This is a genomic window from Oleiharenicola lentus, assembly GCF_051660365.1.
GTDB classification, from domain to species: domain Bacteria; phylum Verrucomicrobiota; class Verrucomicrobiia; order Opitutales; family Opitutaceae; genus Lacunisphaera; species Lacunisphaera lenta_A.
The window spans coordinates 728,302-748,969 of sequence record NZ_JBOZXB010000002.1; the positions used below are offsets into that span (position 1 = coordinate 728,302).

The window sequence follows — 20,668 nt, forward strand, 5'->3', positions numbered from 1 at the left end:
AACGAACCCAGAAGGCGTGGTGCCGTTTCCAGATTTTCTGCGTTCCAGATAAAAAATGCCGAGCTGTTCGTTATTTCTTCTCGGGCTTTTTAAACATGTCCAGCAAGCCGCCGGCTTTATCGCCGAGTTTCTTTTGAATTTCGCTCGTCGCTTTTTCCTTCAATGCATCGGTGCCGGCTTTGAGCGCGAGATTTCCGAGCGATTTTGAATCCACTTTGATTTTAGGGTTCGAGAGCGAACCGGTCAGCCCGATGGGCAACGCGAAACTGGAAACCTTCGTCGCTTTGCCGGCGATGCTCACGGTCGTGTCTTTCAAGGTCGCTTCGACCGGGAGTTCAATCGTGCCGCCTTGCGTGAAATATTTTCCAGTGGCCGCGAGATCGACGGTGCCGCCGGCGAGGCTCGTGCTGCCGGAAACTTTCAAGCTCTGCATGAGCGTATCGATCGGCAGACCGCGGTAGTGAAACGCGAGCGTGTTGTCGCCGCGCAGCGCGCTGATGCCGCTGAACTTCGCGTTGAAGCCGAGTTTGTCGGATGCGCTCTTAATGGAAATTTCCGGTGCGCCGCCGGCGAGGCTTGGCTGCGTCGAGAGATTGCGTGCAGTGATATCGAGCTTCTCGCCGGGCAGTTGGGCGACGGTGACGCCTGCTGCGGTGAGTTCGGTGACGAGCAAAGTCGGCGCTCCTTCAATCAAATGCGTGGCTTTCACGCTCGCGTAACCTTGCTCGAGAGCGAGGCGCTTCAAGCGCTCCTCAAGCGATTCTTCTACGGGCGCGGGCGTGCCGTCGGTATTTTTTTCAGAGGGGCCGGTGATTTTTTCTATCCACTGTTTTACTTGTGCGAGCCGTTCGCGCCAAAGCTGCGCATTCTTGATGTAATCTTCGATCGTCTCGGCGTCGGGCCATTGAATGGGTTTCGAAGGCTCGGCGGCGGAGTCAATTCGACGGCCGGGCACGCGCCGGGTTTCACCGCTCGTAGCGCCTGAGACGACGACGCGATCAAGCTGGAGACGTTTGCGAAGCAGGTTTGCACCGCTCACGTCAGCTTCGATACGCGCCGCGCGAAAAATGTCTTTGTCGAGCGCGCTGGCATCAGCGGCGGCCACGCCGATGAGCGCCATGCGGCCGGATTTCAAATCGAGTTCAGCGCTCTCCAAATCAACCGTGGCGCCGTTGGCAAGTTCGAGGCCGCTGCGCAGTTGTGACGTGATGATCGACGAGGCGAAAAATTGATACGTGACCGCTACCAACACCACGGAGAGCACCACGAGGATCGCGCCGAGCGTGCGGATCGGATTGCCGATTTTCGATTGCTGAAGCAGCGCCGCGTAATCTGGACTTTTCAATCCGCCGCCGGCGAAAACGAATGTCGCGTAGCGCGCCCATTTCTTTTGCGTGAGCTCGTGGAAACGCGGCGAGTCTTTGTCGAGCGTAGCCATCTTCACGCGAAATGAGTGAATGCCGCGCGCGATCAAGATGCCGGTCACGAGCCCGACGAGTCCGCCGATCACGAGTCCGCCGGTCGCCACATAGGATTCAAAACCGAATAGCGCAAAGACCGGCGCGTTGATCAGTTTTCTGAAGAAAGTCTCGGTCGACCCATCGAGCAGCACGCGGCCGACGTGAAATGAGGCCGGCATGAGCGCGATGGAAAGCAGCTTGGCCAGCAGGCCGACGATGGTGGCGAGGAAGAGATTCGCGTTGATGAGAATCAGCGCAAGCGAGAGCACCACGATCAGTCCCGGCGCGTGGCTGAAGCCCGGCATGAAACCGATCAGCGCTCCCAGCAAGCAGCCGGCGATAATTTGAAACGGCGTGGCTTTGCCACGGAGGAGATTGCCGAATTTGCGAAGTAAAAACATGGCGTGTGGGGTGCATGGACAAGTTCCCACGGCCAAGGTTGCAGCGCAACCTCTCCTTCATTTGCGCGGTGCTCTGACGACGGTAATTATGCAGCCCCAGTGCGCTTTTCCACGCGGCTCTTCTTCCAACGGCGCCACGCGAAGAAGGATCCGAGCGCACCCATGATAATTGCACCGTAAGTCGACGGCTCTGGCACGGGGGTGATTTGTTTGTCGTAGCCCTGCCACACCGGTGAGCTGGGCGTGAAATCAGCAAACACCACGCGCGTGTTTGGTGCGTTGCCCCGTAGATCCAGCACTGCGCCTTCCCAATTGTAGGCGAAGAAATAATCAGCGGCGTCGCTCCAGTTCTGAATCGTGAGAACGGCGCCTTCATCGATGATGAAATTTTGTGCGGTGAGCGTGGAGTTTCCGCCCGCGGCGAAATCAATCGTGCTGCTCGCCGTGATGTGCAGCGTCTCGGCCGTGAGATTATGGCCACTGAGATAAAGCGTGCCGCCGGAAAGGCGCAGTTCGCTTTCGAGCACCAACGAACTTTGCAACGCGAGCGACCCGCTCGTGGTGACTTCAAAGATGCCCGTGCCGGCGATCGTGCCGCCAAACAGCGAGGCGCCCCCGCCCTCGCCCACCGTGAGATGTCCGCCGCCCAACTCCACCCGACCGATGCCGGTGACTGCCGCAATGACCTCGGTGAGCCCGTTGACGCTGAAAAGCCCATCGAGGGATACCGCGACCGAAGTGGTGTTGGCGATCTGGTGACTTGAAAGCAATTGCAGCACCGCGCTCGACGCGGCACCGGAACCATCGCCGACGGTGATCGCGGTGACTGCGCCCACGGCATCGACCCCGGCGGTTTTATTGAACGCCATGGTGCCGTCTGCGATCGTGAGCGCTCCGGTAAACGTGCTCGTATTTCCTCCCGTCAAAGTGACGGTGCCGCTGCCCTGTTTCACGATGGTGCCGGAGCCGGTGATGTTTCCCGCGAAAGAGGAATTGCCCGAATCGTTGAGCGTGAGCTGAACACTTGGCGACACATGCACGCGCCCCGTGCCAGTGACGGCGCGCACGGTCTCACTATTTCCGTTCATGTGGAAATGACCGTCGCTGTTGATGTTCACGACCAGATTGTCGGCGATCTGGTTGCTCGCATTGAGTCGCAACGTCGCCGACGAAGCCGCCCCGATTCCATCTCCTACCGTAATCCCGCCGGAGCCCACCGCGTTTACGCCGTCAGTTTTCGAAAGCAAAAGAATGCCCTCGGAGACGGTTGTGCCCCCGGTGTAGGTGTTGGCGGCAGTTCCGCTGAGCGTCACGACACCGGCACCGGTTTTATTAATACTGCCCGTGTAGCCGGGATGTTCGGTGATCGTGGTGTTGACGTTGAGCGTGCCGCTGGTGACGGCGGAAAAATTATGCGCGGCTGACAATCCTAGACCGTCTTCGAGCGAGATTGTCGCGGTGCCTGTCGACGTCATCGAAACATTGCCGCTGAGTGCGACGTTGAACCCACTGTAGCTACCAACGCCTGCATCGCTCGTAACCGAGGCGCCGCTCGTCAGCGTGAGGTTGCGAATGTGTGAACCCGTGTTCGCCGCGCCCGCGAAGCGATAGGTGCCGCCGTTGAGCGCAATATCGATGGCGTTCGTAAATGTCCCGGTCGGGTTCGTCGTGGCGATCTCGAGCGTCGCACCACTCGCCACGCTCACGAGTGTGTTAGCCACGAGACGATTTCCCACTTGATCGGGGCCGCTGAGACGGAGCGTGCCCGCGTTGATATTTACGCCACCGGTGAAGGTGTTCACTCCATTCAACACGAGCGTGCCTGCGCCAGCTTTGGTGAGACCGTTCGCGCCAGCGATGACGGAGCTGACTGTCGCCGTGCGCGATGCGCCGACCTCAAATCCGGTTGCGCCAATCGTCAATGTCCCTCCTGTGATTGTCGGCGTGCCGTCTTCAATTAGCACACTCGCGGCGGACATATTTCCAGAAATCGTGACGTCGTAAGCGCCCGTCGCATCGGTGCCCGCGCTGAAGACTGCGTGCGAACCTTGAGTCCAACTGCTTCCCGTCAACAGTCCGGCGCCGTTGCTCACCGAGTTCCAATTCCCTGCCGAGGTGGACCATGTCCCCGTCGGTGACGGTCCGCCCGAACCGGTGAAAATAATTCCCGCACCATTCGTGTCCCAGTAAAGCGTAGTCTGCGCGCGTGCAAAACTCCCCACGAAAACCGCAAGCGCCGCCGCTAGTCCCAGGTGCCAAGCACTTCGGACCCGTGAGCTAATCATGCAGAGAAAACTTCTGGGCGTCATTGAATCAGGCGATGCCTCAAAATAATTCCCCGAATGCCGGCTTTCACCAGTTCATCCCCATGACAGTGAACACCCGGGTAAAAACCCTGATATTTGGACTTACGCCCCGCTAGGTGTGGCTTAGTGCAACCTCTTTACTGTCTGAGGATAAATCCACTGGTTCGCCACATTGGGGGCTTGTATTTCGCGACGCGTGGGCACTTTTTAGAACCGTGTTGTGACGAATGGGCCCGCCGCAACCATCCACCCCACACCGTTTTCCATGCCTGTCACTATCTACGTCGTAGAAGACCACGTGGTCATTCGCGAGCTGTTGATCAGCCAACTCGATAGCATGCCCGGCTATCATGTCGTCGGTTACTCCGCCGACGGAGCCACGGCGTGCCGCGAAGTGCCGCAGCTAAACCCAAACTTGCTGCTCCTTGATCTGGAACTGCCGGACATCACCGGGATTGAAGTTGCCTACCGCGTGATGGAAACCGTGCCGGACACGCGCATCTTGGTTTTTACGGGTGCCGCGCAGCCGTCGCTGTTGCAAGCCGCCGTCGCCGCGAAGGTGCACGGCATCGCGCGCAAAGCGGCACCGCTGCCGACTCTGCTGGAAGCCATCGACGCCGTCGCGCACGGCCGGACTTACTACGATGAACTCCTTGTTGGTGAAATGCGTGACTGGGCCGCCGCGGCGAAAGGCCACGCTTCGCTCCACGATCTCACTCTCCGCGAACAGGAAGTGTTTCGCCTCGTCGCCAATGGCCGCAGCAACAAAGAAGTCGCGAACGACCTCGGCATCAGCATCAAGACTGCGGAAAACCACCGTAAAAATCTCATGCAAAAGCTCGGCGCGAAAAACGCCACCGACCTCACGCGTGAAGCATTTCGCCTCGGCGTCTTGAAGTAGTCAGCGTGGCGGAAACGCCGCTTCGCGGAATCGGGCCGGACGACTACGTAAACCGCAGCTTATAGATTTCTGTGCGCGTGCATTACCTGCCGTGATGCTTCGCGCAGCTTGAGGAAAAGCCTTTGACCGGTGAGCCTGCCGCTTCCTACTCTCACCGACTTTCTTACTCTTGCTGACAGCTGAACGCTGACCACCGACCGCCTTAAATCATGTCCACGAAATCCACGATCATCTATTTGCCTCTGTTTCGCGGCAGCGAGAACTGAGGACAAACACCGGGCGGCCAGCAGGCCACAACGGTGCACCCGATGAACCCACTTTTTACCTCTCAACTTTAACAAGCCACCATGTCCACGAAATCCACGATCATCTACACCATCACCGACGAAGCGCCGGCCCTCGCCACGTATTCCCTGCTCCCCATCGTGCAGGCCTTTACCAAGCACGCGGGCATCAATGTCGAGACGCGCGACATCTCCGTCGCCGGTCGCATCCTCGCGAATTTTGCGGACATCCTTCCCGCCAACCAAAAAGTTGCGGACTACCTTGCTGAACTTGGCGCGCTGACGCTTAAGCCTGAGGCCAATATCATCAAACTCCCGAACATCAGCGCCTCCGTGCCGCAACTCAAGGCCGCCATCGCTGAACTCCAGGCCAAGGGTTACGGTCTCCCCGATTTCCCGGAAGTCCCGCAAAACGACGCGCAGAAAGATGCCAAGACGCGCTACTCGAAAGTCATGGGCTCCGCCGTGAATCCCGTGCTTCGCGAAGGCAACTCCGACCGCCGTGCGCCGAAAGCCGTCAAGGACTACGCCAAGGCGCACCCGCACTCCATGGGCAAATGGTCCGCCGAGTCGAAGACCAGCGTCGGCACCATGGGCAAGGATGATTTCTTCTCCAACGAAAAATCCCTCACCGTCGCTGCCGCCACGAACGTGAAGATCGAATTCGTCACCGCCGACGGCACCACGAAAGTTCTTAAAGAAAAGACGCCGCTCAAAGCCGGCGAGATTCTCGACGCCACCGTCCTCCGCAAGGCTGCGCTGCTCGCGTTTATCGACTCTCAGATCGCGAAAGCCAAAGCAGACGGCGTGCTCTTCTCGGTGCATTTGAAAGCGACGATGATGAAGGTCTCCGACCCGATCATCTTCGGTCATTTCGTGCGCGTCTTCTTCAAAGACGTTTTCACCAAACATGCCGCCACGCTCGCTGCGCTCGGCGTCGACGTGAACAACGGCTTTGGCGACCTTCTTGCTAAAATCGCCACGCTGCCCGCTGAGCAACGCGCCGCGATCGACGCGTCAATTTCCGCCGCCTACGCCGCTGGTCCCGCCCTCGCGATGGTAAACTCCGATAAGGGCATCACGAATCTCCATGTGCCGAGCGATGTCATCATCGACGCTTCCATGCCCGCGATGATCCGCACCTCCGGCCAGATGTGGAATCTCGATGGCAAAGGTCAGGATACGCTCTGCGTGATCCCCGACAGCAGCTACGCCGGCGTCTACGCCACGACGATTGACTTCTGTAAACAACACGGCGCCTTCGACCCGAAGACGATGGGCTCCGTCCCGAATGTCGGCCTCATGGCGCAAGCCGCCGAAGAATACGGCTCGCACAACAAAACTTTTGTCGCGCCCGCCGCCGGCACCATTCGCATCACTGACGAGAGCGGTAAACTGCTCCTCGAACACACCGTGGCCGAAGGCGACATCTGGCGCGCTTGCCAGACGAAAGACGCTCCCGTGCAAGACTGGGTTAAACTCGCCGTTAACCGCGCCCGTCTCAGCAACACGCCTGCGATTTTCTGGCTCGATCAAGCGCGCGCCCACGACGCTCAGATCATCGCCAAAGTTAAAACCTACCTCGCGCAACACGACACCGCCGGCCTCGACATCAAGATCCTCGCTCCCGCTGCCGCGTGTCAGGCGACCCTCGAACGCATCGTCAAAGGCCAGGACACCATCAGCGTCACCGGCAACGTCCTCCGCGATTATCTCACCGATCTCTTCCCGATTCTCGAAGTCGGCACCAGCGCGAAGATGCTTTCCATCGTTCCGTTGATGAACGGTGGCGGTCTCTTCGAAACCGGTGCCGGCGGCTCGGCGCCGAAGCATGTGCAGCAATTCACGGAGGAAAACTTCCTGCGTTGGGACAGCCTCGGCGAATTCTTCGCCCTCGCCGCTTCATTCGAACATCTTGGCATCACCCAGAATCACGCGAAAGCCAAAGTCCTCGCCGAGACGCTCGACGCTGCCAACGGCAAGTTTCTCGAGTTCGATAAGAGCCCCGCGCGCAAAGTCGGCGCCGGCATCGACAACCGCGGTTCGCACTTCTACCTCGCGCTTTACTGGGCGCAGGCCCTCGCCGTGCAAAACAGCGATGCTGAACTGAAAAAACTCTTCACCCCGATCGCCGAAGCGCTCACCGCTAACGAAAAACAAATCGTCGCCGAGATGATCGCCGTTCAAGGCAAGCCCACCGACATCGGCGGCTACTACCAGCCCGATAACGCGAAAGCGTTGGCGGCGCTGCGTCCGAGCGCGACTTTGAATAACATTTTGGCCACGCTTTAAGCGCTGCTGAATTTCAGCCCATAGGTCCTATAGGTCTCAAAAGACTTATAGGACCTATTTCTTTTCCGCCCTGCGGTAATCGATCCTCGCCTTCGTCATCCGCTCCCGCAACCCGCCCTCTTTCACGAAATCGACCTCCAGTCTCCAAATCAGTCGATCGAGCAGGTAATTCGCTTGGTGCACGAAGCACAGTGCCATGTTCGCCACCACTGGCCCCGCGCGCGTTTCGGTCAGTTCGCGGATGTCCTCAAATTTTAATTCTGGGTTCATCCCTAGGCGCCGCACGTAGCGCGCCTCGCGCGAATCCTTATCCCACACAGTCGCGCGCTGCGTGCGCAAGTAGTCGCCATAGTCCACGAGCAACTCTTCCAGGCTCGCCCGCGCTACATTCATTAATTTGATCTCCATTTCTTTTGAGGTCTTCGAAGCTTTCGATCCCTCCACAATATTCTGTTTCCCAGAGCGGGCCGCTTGCACCATCTGATCGACCGTGCGGTCTCCGCGCCGCAAAAAACGCGCACAAAACACCCGCGTGAGATCGTAAACCACCTCCGATTTCCGAAACGCCAACAGCGCCTGATAATTTCCGTGCTTCGGCAAAAATCCGACGCCGTCATCGCGAGCCATAAAATATTCCCCAGTTGAGTTGCGGCCCGCACGCCCACCACACTCCAGCAACTTCATCACCTCAAGCTCCAAAACATAAGTCCTATACGACCTATAAGCCCTATAGGTCGTATCTCCCTGCATGCTCGCCCCGCTTTTCCTCTGCGTAACCGCCATCGCTTTAGCTACCTCCGCCACAGCCACCACCTTCCACTCCGCCCGCCCTGTTTGGCTCGAGGGCCGCGAGCGCGAGATGAACCTCACCGTCGGGTTTTCCGCCACGATCCAGAAACCCTCTGCGAGCCCGTTGACGCTCCGCCTCACCGGCCATTCACTTTACCGCATTTTTGTGAACGGCAAATTCGCCGGCCACGGCCCCGCGCGCGCGGCGCACGGCTTCTATCGCGTCGATGAAATCGATCTCACCGCGCAACTGCGTGTCGGCGACAACGTCATCGCCATCGAGGTCGCCGGCTACAACGCCAACAGTTATTACCTGCTCAACCAGCCGTCGTTTCTTCAAGCTGAAGTTATCGCGGGCGAACGCGTGCTCGCCTCAACGGCCGGCGAAGGCCACCCGTTTGCGGCAACGGTTATCAAAGAGCGCGTGCAAAAAGTGCAGCGCTACAGCTTTCAACGGCCGTTCTCCGAAGTGTGGCAACTCGCGCCCGGCTGGGATGACTGGCGCACAAAACCTCTGTTCGACTCGGCCGCGTTGCGCCTCACGGTAGTCGAACCGAAGGCACTGTTGCCGCGCGGGGTGGCTTACTCGCGATTCGAGCTAAAATCGCCGGTGCAGCAACTCGGCGCGGGTTCACTGGAGATCGTTCCGCTGCCGGCGAAGCCTTGGAAAGATCGTTCGTTGACTTGGATTGGCCCGAAGCTCGCGGGCTATCCCGAAGCTGAACTCGCGGCGATTCCCAGTCTTGAAATACAAACGGTGCGGACGCTGCCCTCGACGCTCACTTCCGCACGTGCGTATGACGGCCAGCCGGTGGCGCTCGCGGAGAAAACATGGGCGCTCTTCGATCTTGGCGTCAACCGCACGGGCTTTCTCGGGGCGCGGATCGACGTGCGCAGCCCCACGCGGTTGTTTTTCATCTTCGATGAAATCCTCACCGACGGAGACGTGAATTTCCGGCGCGACCACAACGTCAACCTCGTCGCCTACGAACTCGCCCCGGGCAGTTACGACGTCGAGTCCTTCGAGCCCTACACGCTGCGTTATCTAAAACTCATCGTGCTTTCGGGCGATTGCTCCGTGTCGAAACTCACGCTGCGCGAATTCACCAATCCCGACGCGTGGCGCGCGCAGTTTACGAGCTCCGATCCGCGGCTCGATCGCATCTTCACCGCGTCGCAGGAAACGTTTTCCCAGAACGCGGTGGACATTTTTATGGATTGTCCGTCGCGCGAACGCGCGGGCTGGCTCTGCGACAGCCTGTTTGCGGCGCGCGTCGCGCAAGACCTGACCGGCACGACTGTCGTGGAGAAAAACTTCCTGCAAAATTATCTGCTCCCCGAAAAGTTCGAACACCTGCCCGCCGGCATGCTGCCGATGTGTTATCCCGCCGATCACCCCGACGGCATTTTCATTCCCAACTGGTCGCTGTGGTTTGTGCTGCAACTGGAAGAATACGCGGCCCGCTCCGGTGATCGCACGATGGTCGACGCCTTTCGACCGCGCCTGCATGCTCTACTCGACTACTTCAAACCGTTTGAAAACGAAGACGGCCTCCTCGAGAAACTGCCCTCGTGGGTCTTCGTCGAATGGTCGAAAGCCAACGCGTTCGTCCAGGACGTGAACTATCCGACCAACATGCTCTACGCGAGCGCACTCGCAACCATGGCGCGCCTCTACGATGAGCCAGTGCTCGCTACCAAGGCCGAAAAAATCCGCGATGTGATCCGGCAGCAATCGTTCGACGGAGAATTTTTCGTCGATAACGCCACGCGCGTGGACGGAAAAATTTCCGTCACGCGCAACCGCACCGAAGTCTGCCAATACTTCGCGTTCTACTTCGACGTCGTCACGCCAACCTCGCACCCGCAACTCTGGTCGCGCCTCACCACCGACTTCGGCCCGCACCGCCAAGCGACGAAAGCCTGGCCCGAGGTCTGGCCGGCAAATTCGTTCGTCGGCAACGTGCTTCGCTTCGAGCTGCTTTCGCGCTACAGTCGTCAGCAACAGGTTCTCGACGAAGCCAGCGACTACTGGCTCTTCCAAGTCGAACTCACCGGCACGCTCTGGGAAAACGATCGAACCAACGCGAGTTGCAACCACGGCTTCGCCTCCCACGCCGCTCACGTGCTCCTGCGCGACGTCCTCGGCCTGCGTCAGGTGAACGCGCCCGCCAAGAAACTCGTGATCGGTTTCTCCGACTTGAAACTCAACTCCTGCCGCGGTCGCATTCCCACGCCCGACGGCTTCATCGAACTCGAGTGGACCCGCCAGGCCGACCGAATCGACTACCGCCTGCACGCACCCGCCAGTTGGAAAATCGAAGTCACCAACGACAGTGGCCTCCCCTTAAAAGCGCTTTAAACCACCACCGTGACTGCGCGCCGCTTGATTCAGCGGAATACTTTGACTCATTTTTTCCGTGGTCCTCACCTAACTCTTTTCATGCCCGAATTCTTTTCCTCCTCCCGCGTTTTTTCTAGTCTCACATTGGGCCTCGCTTTGCTTGCGCCCTTCGTCGCTTCGGCCGCGGCGACGGGAAATACCGTCACCCCGGTGGTGTTGACCGAGCGCGGCAGCGGCCGGGCGTCGGCGTATCAGGAGCAGGGCAAGATCATCACTTTCGGCGAAAAAACGCACGTGGTCTGGCTGGATGCGGAAGCGGATGGCTTTCACGTGCGCGGGCGCACGCTCGATCGCGTCACCGGTCAATGGTCGCCGATCGTGTTGATTGGCGAGGCGCAGGATAACCACGGCGGTCCCTCGCTGACGGTCGATAGCCAAGGTTATCTCCATATCGTTTATTATCCGCATCACGAGCCGTGCCGGTATCGGCGCTCGACCCGGCCCAATGATCTTTCCGCGTGGGAACCGGAAATTCAGTTCGGCGAGGGTATCACTTATCCGTCCATGATCTGTAGTCCGGACGACACGCTGGTCCTCACGGCGCGGCATGCCTACTACCTGCCGGGGAGCGGCGACGCGACGCGCATCGATCAGGAATTGTGGAAGAAACCTAAGAATGGCGACTGGCGGCGCGAATCGATTGTGATGACGTCGCGCGTGAATGGTTATGCGCAACTGCCCGCGGCCCTGGCATGGGGCAAAGATGGCCGCACGATTCACCTCTCCACCCGGATTTATGAAAAGACCATTGCCGGCGTTGAACGACAAACGCTGGCCTACATGGTGAGTGCCGACGCCGGGATTACGTGGGCGAAATCCGACGGCACGCTCGTCCCGCTGCCGGCCACCGCCGACACCATGGATATCATTGCCGGCGACGTCAGCGGGCTGCGCCCGGGCCTAGCGTCCGGCCCGCTCGGGGTGGATGCGCAAGGCAACCCACACGTCCTCTACAGCGCGGCCATTGGGAAACAGACGCGACTCTATCTCGCCACACCCGTCGTGGGACTCGGTTGGACGCGCCGGGATTTGAGCGCGTATCTGCCGGAGTCAATCAAAGGCTGGAATGTCACGTTGGGCATGGGTGGCGGCTTCACCTTCAGCGAAACGGGCCGTGCGACGCTCGTGGCGGTCGCGGTCAACGTCCCGCTCGAGGAGCGCACTCCGTTGAAAGAATGGGCGCACCCGACCTGCGAGATTGTGCGCCTGTGGTCGGACGACGGCATGAAAACGTTCCAGAGTGAAATCTTAGCGCCGGTCAACGCGCAGCAAACGCACTGGCTGCCCAACCTCGAACATCCCACCGGCCACAATCGCGTGCCGAAGGAACCGGGAATCATTTATACCGTCGGCGGCGCCGGCGGCGGGTTGAAGGATTTAGATCTCAAAAACCAAGTGTGGTGGAAACCTGCAAATTAAACGCCCACGAGCTATCTCATTTTTCGATGTCCTCGTCTCCTCTTTCGTCGTCCGCTCCTCTTCGCACTGCCCTCATTGGCCTCGGTCGCATCGGCTTTGGCTACCACGCGCCGGCCATCGTGAATCACCCCGCATTTAATTTAGTGGGCGTGGCCGATCCGCTGCCCGAGCGCCGTGCGGAGGCCACGGCCAACTGGCAGGCGCCGGGCTTTGACTCCGTCGAAACGATGCTGCGCGAAAAGCGTCCAGACGTAGTCGTGATCGCCTCGCCCACGACTTTGCATCAGGAGCACACGGCGGCGGCGTTCGCGCACGGCGCGCATGTGCTCTGCGACAAGCCGGTGGCACGGAGCGTGGCGGAGTTCGATACCATGGTGGCCGCAGGCGCGGCGGCGGGGCGTAAGTTTCTCGCCTACCAGCCGAATCGGATCAAAGCCGAGCTGCGGACGCTGCGCGACATCCTCGCGCAAAATCTCCTCGGACCGATTCATGCGATCAAGCGAGCCAACTCCAGTTTTACGCGACGCGCCGACTGGCAGGCGTTTCGCGCGAATGGCGGCGGGATGTTAAATAATTATGCCTCGCACCAGCTGGATGAAATGCTCGCGCTGACGGGTCATGCCCCCGTGCGCAGCGTATTTTGTCACACGCGGTGCGTTGCGACCGCGGGGGACGCCGAGGACTTCGTCAAAATCGTGCTCGTCACCGAGGGCGGCGTCTTAATCGACGTCGATATCACCCAAGCCGCCGCCCAACCCGTGACCGCGTGGCAGGTGTTTGGCTCACGCGGTGCAGCGACGTGGGATGCCCCCGCCCACGTCTGGCGCGTGCTTTATTATGTGCCGGAGGAAGCCCCGCTCCTGAACGCGCAGCAAGGGCTCGCCGCCGCCGGGCGGAAATATGCCCACGAAGAACTCCCCTGGCGCGAACTCACCGTGCCCGCCGACGCCACCAGCGACCCAGATTACTACGACCTCGCCTGGCGCCACTTCGCCTTGGGCGAACCCGCGCCCGTGACCACCGATGAAATCCGTCAACTGCTCCAACTGATCGAACGCTGCCGCACAAGCGATAGCACTGGAAATTTGGCTTAGATATCATCGCGTTCCCGAATCAGACTTGCATCTCTGGGCTCGGCATAGGCACGCGTTATAATTTTTGATGTGGCGAACTGAGCAAGATGCGGCGCCTAGCAAAGGGGGTGACAAACGCTGTTGGTGCGCGTCACTTATTTCACGGCATGTCGGGACATCAGGTTTTGCTCATCTTTGCTTACTAAATAGCGAACAGGAAGACCTCGCTCGTCAGCAATTTCAAATCTTGGCCAACGCCGTCACGTGCGTCGATCGCATCGAACCTGAATCGGTGGCGCACGCGTTTTTTCTTAAAGTTGTGGCTAAGCATCCTAAGGCCGTGCTACAAGCGGTTGAGTAACGGCGTTGGAATAAAATTTATGATACCATCAATCTTCGTTAGCTCCACTGTTCGAGACCTTCAGTATCTCAGAGACACAATTCGAGATTGCATAAATGACCTTGGATACAGTCCCGTTATGAGTGATCATGGCGAAATAGGTTATCTGCCTGATCAAAGCGCTGCTGAATCATGTTACACGGCGATGGCCCAATCCCATTTGGCCATTCTTATCATCGGGAAAAGATATAGTAAGGTTTCAGCAAATAGTTTTAGCGTGACTGAAAATGAGTATCGGACAGCCGCTCAAAGAAAAATCCCAATCGTTACTTTGGTTGACCGCGAAGTAATGGCTTTCAAGCGTGTATACGAAGCGAACCGATTAAACGATAAAAACCTCCAGTTTCCTGGGATGGATGATCCCGTTCGCACATTTGATTTCGTTGAGACAGTATCTAGGTCTCCTTCAAATAACGGAGTTCTTGAATATGCCAGTGCACCCGAAGCACGACGTGCCGTGAAGCAGCAATTGGCGCTTCTATTTGGCGACCTCCTTGCGAAGCGTTACGATCCCGTGCGCGCGGAAGTGAAAGATGTTTTGGCCGAAATAAAGACGTTGCGCCAAGAAATCGGGAAGAAAAGGAGCGTAGTCAGTCGGCATTACCAAGTCGTCCTACGTTTTCTTATCGCAGATCAACAGAAGTGGATTCGCGACTTACTCGAAAAAATTTTAAAACAAGACTTGGATTTAGTGGTGCGCGCTTTGCAAAAAGGTCTCTCGTGGGAAGGTTTAATGCAGGGCCTAAAAATCCCTTTTGAAGTCTCTGATAACCCGGAGTTTTTTGACCGGAATTTGGCTAAAGCAAATTCCGTAAGATGTTGGGGATCGAGCATACCTAATTACTCCCCACAAATTAATTCAGACCTGATCTGTTTGTTTGTTGTAACTAAAGATGGGAAACTGGTTGTTAATGGGCACATGCATGCTGACCTAAATGCATTCATCGCCCTAGTTCAGAGTGAACTTCAAAAGGCTGACGATAAATCGCACTAGATCAAATAAGTCGGAGAAGTCTCGTGCGCATTACTCTACTCCGCGCGCAACGCGATCATCGGATCGACTTTCGTGGCGCGGCGGGCGGGGACCAGCATCGCGAGGAGTGAAGCGAGGACGAGCAGGCCGGCGACGGCGGTGTAAGTGAGCGGGTCGCGGGGGCTGATGTTGAAGAGCACGGATTAGAGTAGCGCGGCGCCGAGTGCCATGCGCACGTTGAACTGCGGAGCTGCAATTTCTCAGCGAATTGGGGCTGACTCAGTCGGGGCAACCTGCCAGAAGATTGCCATGCTTTACCCCAAGCTCTGTCCCCGGTTGATGATCGTGATGATGGCCTTGGTTTCTGCGCTCGAGGCGGCGCAGCTTTTTCCTGCCGCGAAAGCGAGCGACGTTAATCCTGACACGCACTTGGTGCTCACCTTCTCCAGCGCACCGACGCTCGGCAAAAGTGGCTTCATCCGGATTTTTGACACGGCCACCAATCAACTCGCCGACACGCTCGACTTGAGCATCCCGGCCGGGCCGACGGAACGCGGGCCGATTCAAACGTTGCCGTCGCTGCCGCCCGCCGAAGCCGCCGCGCGCGTGGCGCGGTTGGCCGCGCTGGGTGCGAAGCCGTTGGGTCGCGTCACCAACGCCACCGCAGTCGCGGGCACCCTCGGTGACGGCAAAAATCCGACGAAGGATTACCAACTCACGATCATCGGCGGCGTGCAGCAAGGCTTCCATTTTCATCCGGTGATCATCCGCGGAAATGTCGCGACGATTTACCCGCACCACAACCTGCTCACCTACGGACGCACTTACCGCGTCGAGATCGATCCCGGCGTGCTCACGCTGGCAGACGGCAGCTTCGCGGGCATCCCGGCCGCGCAGGGCTGGACCTTCACCACTAAACCGGCCCCGCCCGCCACCGACACGACGCGCGTCGTGGTCGCCGCGGACGGCTCGGGCGATTTCAACACGGTGCAAGGCGCGTTGGATTGGGTGCCGGCCCAACCGTCGTCGCGCGTGACGATCTTCGTGCGGAACGGTCACTACGAGGAAATCGTTTTTTTCCACGGAAAATCCAACCTCACGATCCGCGGCGAAGACCGCGAAAAAGTGCGCATCGGTTACGGCAACAACAGCCGCTTCAACGCCCCGAATCTGACCGACGCCGACGGCAATCTCCTCGGCGGCCCGTCGCGGCGCTGCGCGTTCGCGTGCTACAATTCGTCCGATGTGACGCTGTCTAATTTCACCGTGAGCAACTATTACCTGGGTCAGGCGGAGGGACTGCTCATCGCCGGGCAGCGCGTGGTCGTCGACCGCGTGACCATCAACGGCTCGGGCGACGCGTTGAATTTGAAGGGAACGGTTTACCTGACCGACAGCACCATCAACGGCCACGGCGACACCATCCTTAGCACGGGCGCGGCGTTTTTTAACCGCTGCACGCTGGCCTCGTGGGGCCCTTACATGTGGATTCGCAATCCGGCGACGAATCACGGTCACGTGTTCGTCGAATGCACGTTCGACACGCCGCCAGGCGACAATCCCCTCTTCGGCCGCGTCACCAAATCCGTCCTCGCGCGGCTGCCTGACAACAAGGGCGTCAATTATCCTCACGCCGAGGCCGTGCTGATCGACTGCCGGCTCAAGGACGTGCCGCCCGAGGGCTGGGGCCCGATTCAGGAAGGTTTGTCTGACGTCAAATTCTGGGAGTTTAACAGCACGAACCTCGCGGACGGCCTGCCCGTCGACGTGAGGCAGCGCCATCCCGCGTCGCGGCAACTCACCCTGGCGACGGACGCCGAACTCATCGCCAACTACCGTCAGCCCGCGTTCGTCCTCGATGGTTGGACGCCCATCGTTGAACGGTAAGCGACCGCTCCAAAAAAAACGCGGTTGCTACTCCGCACGGAGCGCAACCATGGGATCGACTTTCGTGGCGCGTCGGGCGGGGACGATCATCGCGAGCAACGACACGAGAATGAGCAGGCCGGCGACGGCGGTGTAAGTGAGCGGGTCACGCGGGCTGATGTTGAAGAGCACGGATTGCAGCATCGCGGCGCCGAGAAAGGAAAAGACCAGCGACACGCTCAGGCCGACGGCGAGGCCGAGGCCAACTTGCCATGCGCCCTGACCGAAGACTAAGCGGTAGATGCCACCGCGCGTGGCGCCGAGGGCCATGCGGATGCCGAATTCCTGCAAGCGCTGGTTCACGGAGAACGCCATGATGCCATACAAGCCCACCGACGCGAGAAGCACGGCGACGACGCCGAACGCGCCGAACATCACGGCGATAAACCGGTTTTGCGTGAGGAAGCCTTCGATCGCCGCTTCGGGCGTGAGAAAATAATAGAGCGGCAGGTTCGCGTCGACGCGGCTCGTCGCGGTCTGGATGGCGGGCGCGAGACTTTCCGCGCGCTGCCCTCCCCGCGGGCGCACGACGATGGTGGAGAAGTTAGCGGGCGCGGGTCCGGCCAGCGTGGCGCCGAAAGTCGTGCCCGAAAACGGCAGGTAGAAACCGGTGCCGTCGCTCTGGCGGTCGAGCGGGCCTTGCATGCGGAGTTCGCCGGCCACGCCGACGATCTTGCGCCACGGCCCGGCCGCCACGCCGCCGGTCGGTTGAATTGTCCGGAAGCGCCGACCGATCGCGTTGTCGCGTCCGAAATGCACGCGTGCAAACGCTGCGTTCACGACGGCGACGGGTTCGCGTTGGTCAAGGTCGGCATCGGTGAACTCGCGACCTTCGCGCAGTTTGACGCCAAGCACGTCGAAGTAACCGGGCGAAATGGCTTCGTAGATCGCGAGTGGTCGGTCGCTGTCGCTCATGTAGGAGCGGCCTTCGATTTCGATGCGCGCGGTGGTGGCGAGCGCCATGCGGTTGCGGCTGGTGAGCGCGGCGCTTTCGAAGGCCGGCGTGGCGCGCAGTTCGCGCAGCAGCGTTTCGTAGAATTGATGCCGGGCGGCGGGTGTCGGGTAATCGGCCTGCATCAAGCCGAGGCGCGCACTGAGCAGCGAGCGCGTATCGTAGCCGTGATCCATCGTCTGCTGCCGGCGGATCGACTGCAGTTGCAGCAGCGCGCCGATGAGGAGGATCGACGTGACGAGAATTTGAAACACCACGAGTCCGCGCGTGATAACGCCGACCGCGCGGCCGGTGTTGCCGCGGCCGGATTCTTTGAGGACTTGCGCGGTGGTCGTGCGCGAAGCCAGCCACGCCGGCACAAACCCGGCGAGCAGCGCGGCCAGCAGCGTGATGAGGACGACGAAGCCCATAACCTGCGGATCGATCGTAAACACCATCCAGCCGGGCAGCGGATTCGTGAGGTTGGCTTTGGCGAAGTTGAGGTAATCGGTCAGGTAATACGCCATCCCCACGCCGATCAGCGCGCCGAGCGCCGCGAGCAACAGGCTTTCCGTGAGCATCTGGCGGATGATGCGCCACCGCGTCGCGCCGAGCGCGGAACGGATCGCGAGTTCCTTCGAGCGCAACGTGGCGCGCGCGAACTGCATGTTCATCACGTTCACGCAGGCGATGAGCAGCACGCCGGCGCAGAACGCGAGCATCGTGAACAGCAGCTTGGGCAACTGCGGGCCGGTGAATGTGGTGATGAGCGGCAGCACGTAGCCGGCGGTGTATTGACGGTTACTGTCGGGATAATTTTCCGCGAACTGCCGCGCGACGCTCGTGACCTCGGCTTCGGCCTGCACCATCGATACGCCGGGCTTTAGACGTGCGACGATGGAAATGAAATTCGCGGCGCGGTCGTTGCGCGGGCGGACGGGATACTCCGCATTGAACGGAATCCACACGTGCTCGTAACTCGGAAACGCAAAGCTGCGTGGCATCACGCCGACGACAGTGCCCGCGCGACCATTGATGCGCACGGCGCGACCGATGACCGCAGGATCCGCGCCGAAATCGCTCCGCCAAAACGCGTCGCTCAGCATCACCGCTTCGTTCACGCCGGGACGGTCATCCTCGGGTGTGAAGTCGCGGCCGACCGCGGGTTTCACGCCGAGCATTTGAAAGAAATCCCAGGGCACATAGCCGCCCTGCAGGCGGCGCGGCTGGTCCTGATACGTGAGGTTGACGGTCGTGTTGCCGAGATAACCGGTCATCGCCTCGAACGATTGCAACTGCGCCTTAAGGTCGACGAAATCGGCAGTCGTCACGCGCGACTGATAACTCGTTGGCGTGAATGTCGTCGGATCGACCAATTGCACCGACACGAGGCGGTCCGCGCCGGTAAACGAAAATCCGCGCAATAACGCGCCGTTGATCACCGCGTATTGCGTGGTCACGGCGCAGATGCCGATCGCGAGCACCGAGACTGCGAGAAAGCAGAAGCCTTTTTCCTTGATGAGCACGCGCAGGCCGATGCGCAGGTCTTGAAGCAACGTGTCGAAAAACATGGTGAGTGCGGAAGCGAACTGAAGTTGAACTTACGCAGAGCGAATAGCGACTGCGGGTCGCTTTGGGTGCAGCGAAAACGCAAAAATAAGGGAGAGCCCTTGGCACGGACGTGAACGCACCGACTTGAGCGTCAAGTTACGCTCTCGTCGCGTTGTCACTCGGACTTGGAGGCGGGACCATTAGCCCCGCATCCAACCGAATCATTCAATCCAAAATTGGATACGTGCCCTCACCTTTTAGGCGCGCTTTAAGAAACGGATTCGCCTCGGGTCACGCGCTCGACACAATCGCCGCATGCCTGCTTTCCGTTGGTGCATCTCGGCCGTGCTCGCCTTGGCCACCTCTCCTCTCGCCTTTAGCGCCGAAACGCCGCCGGCGTTACCCGACGCTCCCGCGCGGTTGCGCTGGGAAGTCGAATTCGAGTCCGGCGTATTGTGGAAAGTCGGCGGAGGCGCGACGCCTCTGTCTTACACGCTGTTGCCGCAGATCATTTCATTCAAAATTCCGCCGATCACCGAGCGACCTTGGGCAGGCGGCACATTCGTGTTTCGTTCACGCTTCAGTCTCCTGCTGGAGCCGATCGTGCGCGGCCCCGAGAGTTATTACGTCGGTGCCGCCGCTGCGGGAGAAATTGAATGGCGCAGCAAATACGAGCGTTTCACCGGCTTCTTCTCCAGCGGCGGTGGCTTCGGTTGGATGGACAGCCAGGGTTACGAAATGCCCGGCGGCCAGGGGCAGGATTTCAATTTGAACTGGCTGATCCACGCCGGCGTGCGGTTTCGCACCGCGCACGATTGGCGCGTTTCGGTCGGACTTTATTTTCAGCACATCTCAAACCGCGGCATGGATAAGATAAATCCCGGCCTCAACGCACTTGGGCCGACGCTCGGGCTATCTCGTAAATTTTAACCCCGCCGCGACTTGGACGAGAGCGCGGTAAGAGTGATAAGCGCTTTCTTTAAACGCGCCGCGCGGGCGACCGGCGTCGTGGCTTTCATCACGGGTAATAGCCACGCGTAGCGGGCGGTTTTGGCGAGGTGCGCATAGGCAATCCTGGCGCGTGAATCGATTTTGAAGGCGGCAGCGACGTCGGGTGGCAGCGTGACTCCGCGTTGCGGCGCATACGCGGCTGCCCAGCGTCCGTCGGCCTTCGCCGCGGCAATTTCGGCGAAGCCGGGTGCGCGCATGCGCTGGGCGGCGATCAACGACTCGGCGCGCTCGACATTCAGTTGCGACCACGGGCTCTTCTTCGTGCGTCGCGAGTAACGCTGAAGATACGTATGTGCGTCGTAGCCTTTGCGCTGGCTGTCGATCCAGCCGTAGCACAACGCCACGTCGAGCGCGTCGCTGATCGCGATCAGTTTCTGATCCGTGCCTTTCTTGGCGATTAACAGCCACGCTCCATCAGAGCGGTCGTGGTGCTTTGTCAGCCATTTTTTCCACGCTCCCGCATCGGCGAACGTCAGCAGTTCGGGTTGCGTCGTGAGTTTGTTTTTGGGTGCAGGCTTGGACATCAGGATTTCTGACCGCGAGAAGC

General features: G+C 59.6%; 14 protein-coding genes. 8 read left to right on the top strand and 6 right to left on the bottom strand.

Annotation, left to right across the window (positions count from 1 at the left end; genetic code table 11):
• Positions 1-70 precede the first annotated feature (70 nt).
• Both ACRRQW_RS17950 and ACRRQW_RS17955 read right to left on the bottom strand, forming a co-directional pair.
• Entirely contained in the window at positions 71-1,861 is a 1,791-nt protein-coding gene (locus ACRRQW_RS17950; RefSeq protein ID WP_438482996.1) for a hypothetical protein, read from the bottom strand.
• A gap of 86 nt (positions 1,862-1,947) precedes the next feature.
• On the bottom strand, positions 1,948-4,083 hold the full coding sequence (locus tag ACRRQW_RS17955) for a beta strand repeat-containing protein (RefSeq protein WP_438482997.1): 2,136 nt from the start codon (positions 4,081-4,083) through the stop codon (positions 1,948-1,950).
• Positions 4,084-4,432: 349 nt separating this feature from the next.
• Here ACRRQW_RS17955 and ACRRQW_RS17960 point away from each other — a divergent pair, with 349 nt between their 5' ends.
• Complete coding sequence (locus tag ACRRQW_RS17960) at positions 4,433-5,068, top strand: LuxR C-terminal-related transcriptional regulator (protein ID WP_438482998.1); 636 nt, start codon at positions 4,433-4,435, stop codon at positions 5,066-5,068.
• Between the two features lie 347 nt (positions 5,069-5,415).
• Positions 5,416-7,644 (top strand): NADP-dependent isocitrate dehydrogenase, encoded by a 2,229-nt coding sequence (locus ACRRQW_RS17965; protein WP_438482999.1) that lies wholly within the window; start codon positions 5,416-5,418, stop codon positions 7,642-7,644.
• 54 nt (positions 7,645-7,698) lie between these two features.
• Here ACRRQW_RS17965 and ACRRQW_RS17970 read toward each other — a convergent pair whose 3' ends face one another.
• Positions 7,699-8,532, bottom strand: a complete 834-nt coding sequence (locus ACRRQW_RS17970; protein ID WP_438483000.1) for a four helix bundle suffix domain-containing protein — start codon at positions 8,530-8,532, stop codon at positions 7,699-7,701.
• On the opposite strand from ACRRQW_RS17970, the gene ACRRQW_RS17975 reads away from it, so the two are divergent.
• The 4 genes from ACRRQW_RS17975 to ACRRQW_RS17990 all read left to right on the top strand — a co-directional run bounded on the left by ACRRQW_RS17975 (position 8,504) and on the right by ACRRQW_RS17990 (position 14,723).
• Positions 8,504-10,795 (top strand): alpha-L-rhamnosidase-related protein, encoded by a 2,292-nt coding sequence (locus ACRRQW_RS17975; RefSeq protein WP_438483001.1) that lies wholly within the window; start codon positions 8,504-8,506, stop codon positions 10,793-10,795. The two genes, ACRRQW_RS17970 and ACRRQW_RS17975, sit on opposite strands and share 29 nt — an antisense overlap.
• Positions 10,796-10,876: 81 nt before the next feature.
• Complete coding sequence (locus tag ACRRQW_RS17980; protein WP_438483002.1) at positions 10,877-12,256, top strand: BNR-4 repeat-containing protein; 1,380 nt, start codon at positions 10,877-10,879, stop codon at positions 12,254-12,256.
• 26 nt (positions 12,257-12,282) lie between these two features.
• On the top strand, positions 12,283-13,350 hold the full coding sequence (locus ACRRQW_RS17985) for a Gfo/Idh/MocA family protein (protein WP_438483003.1): 1,068 nt from the start codon (positions 12,283-12,285) through the stop codon (positions 13,348-13,350).
• A 359-nt stretch (positions 13,351-13,709) separates the two neighbouring features.
• A complete protein-coding gene (locus ACRRQW_RS17990) occupies positions 13,710-14,723 on the top strand; it encodes a DUF4062 domain-containing protein (protein ID WP_438483004.1) in 1,014 nt (337 codons plus the stop codon).
• A 35-nt stretch (positions 14,724-14,758) separates the two neighbouring features.
• Here the strand turns inward: ACRRQW_RS17990 and ACRRQW_RS17995 are convergent, their stop codons facing one another.
• Positions 14,759-14,902, bottom strand: coding sequence for a hypothetical protein (locus ACRRQW_RS17995; protein WP_438483005.1), 144 nt, complete (start codon positions 14,900-14,902; stop codon positions 14,759-14,761).
• 109 nt (positions 14,903-15,011) lie between these two features.
• Here ACRRQW_RS17995 and ACRRQW_RS18000 point away from each other — a divergent pair, with 109 nt between their 5' ends.
• The gene (locus tag ACRRQW_RS18000) at positions 15,012-16,589 is read left to right on the top strand and encodes a pectinesterase family protein (RefSeq protein ID WP_438483006.1); all 1,578 of its coding nucleotides are present in this window, start codon (positions 15,012-15,014) and stop codon (positions 16,587-16,589) included.
• 27 nt (positions 16,590-16,616) lie between these two features.
• On the opposite strand, the gene ACRRQW_RS18005 is transcribed toward ACRRQW_RS18000, so the two are convergent.
• Positions 16,617-19,130: an ABC transporter permease gene (locus tag ACRRQW_RS18005; protein WP_438483007.1), complete on the bottom strand. Its 2,514-nt coding sequence runs from the start codon at positions 19,128-19,130 to the stop codon at positions 16,617-16,619.
• Between the two features lie 295 nt (positions 19,131-19,425).
• Here ACRRQW_RS18005 and ACRRQW_RS18010 point away from each other — a divergent pair, with 295 nt between their 5' ends.
• Complete coding sequence (locus tag ACRRQW_RS18010) at positions 19,426-20,040, top strand: acyloxyacyl hydrolase (protein ID WP_438483008.1); 615 nt, start codon at positions 19,426-19,428, stop codon at positions 20,038-20,040.
• On the opposite strand, the gene ACRRQW_RS18015 is transcribed toward ACRRQW_RS18010, so the two are convergent.
• Complete coding sequence (locus tag ACRRQW_RS18015; RefSeq protein WP_438483009.1) at positions 20,037-20,645, bottom strand: YdeI/OmpD-associated family protein; 609 nt, start codon at positions 20,643-20,645, stop codon at positions 20,037-20,039. The genes ACRRQW_RS18010 and ACRRQW_RS18015 overlap by 4 nt on opposite strands.
• Positions 20,646-20,668: the final 23 nt, after the last annotated feature.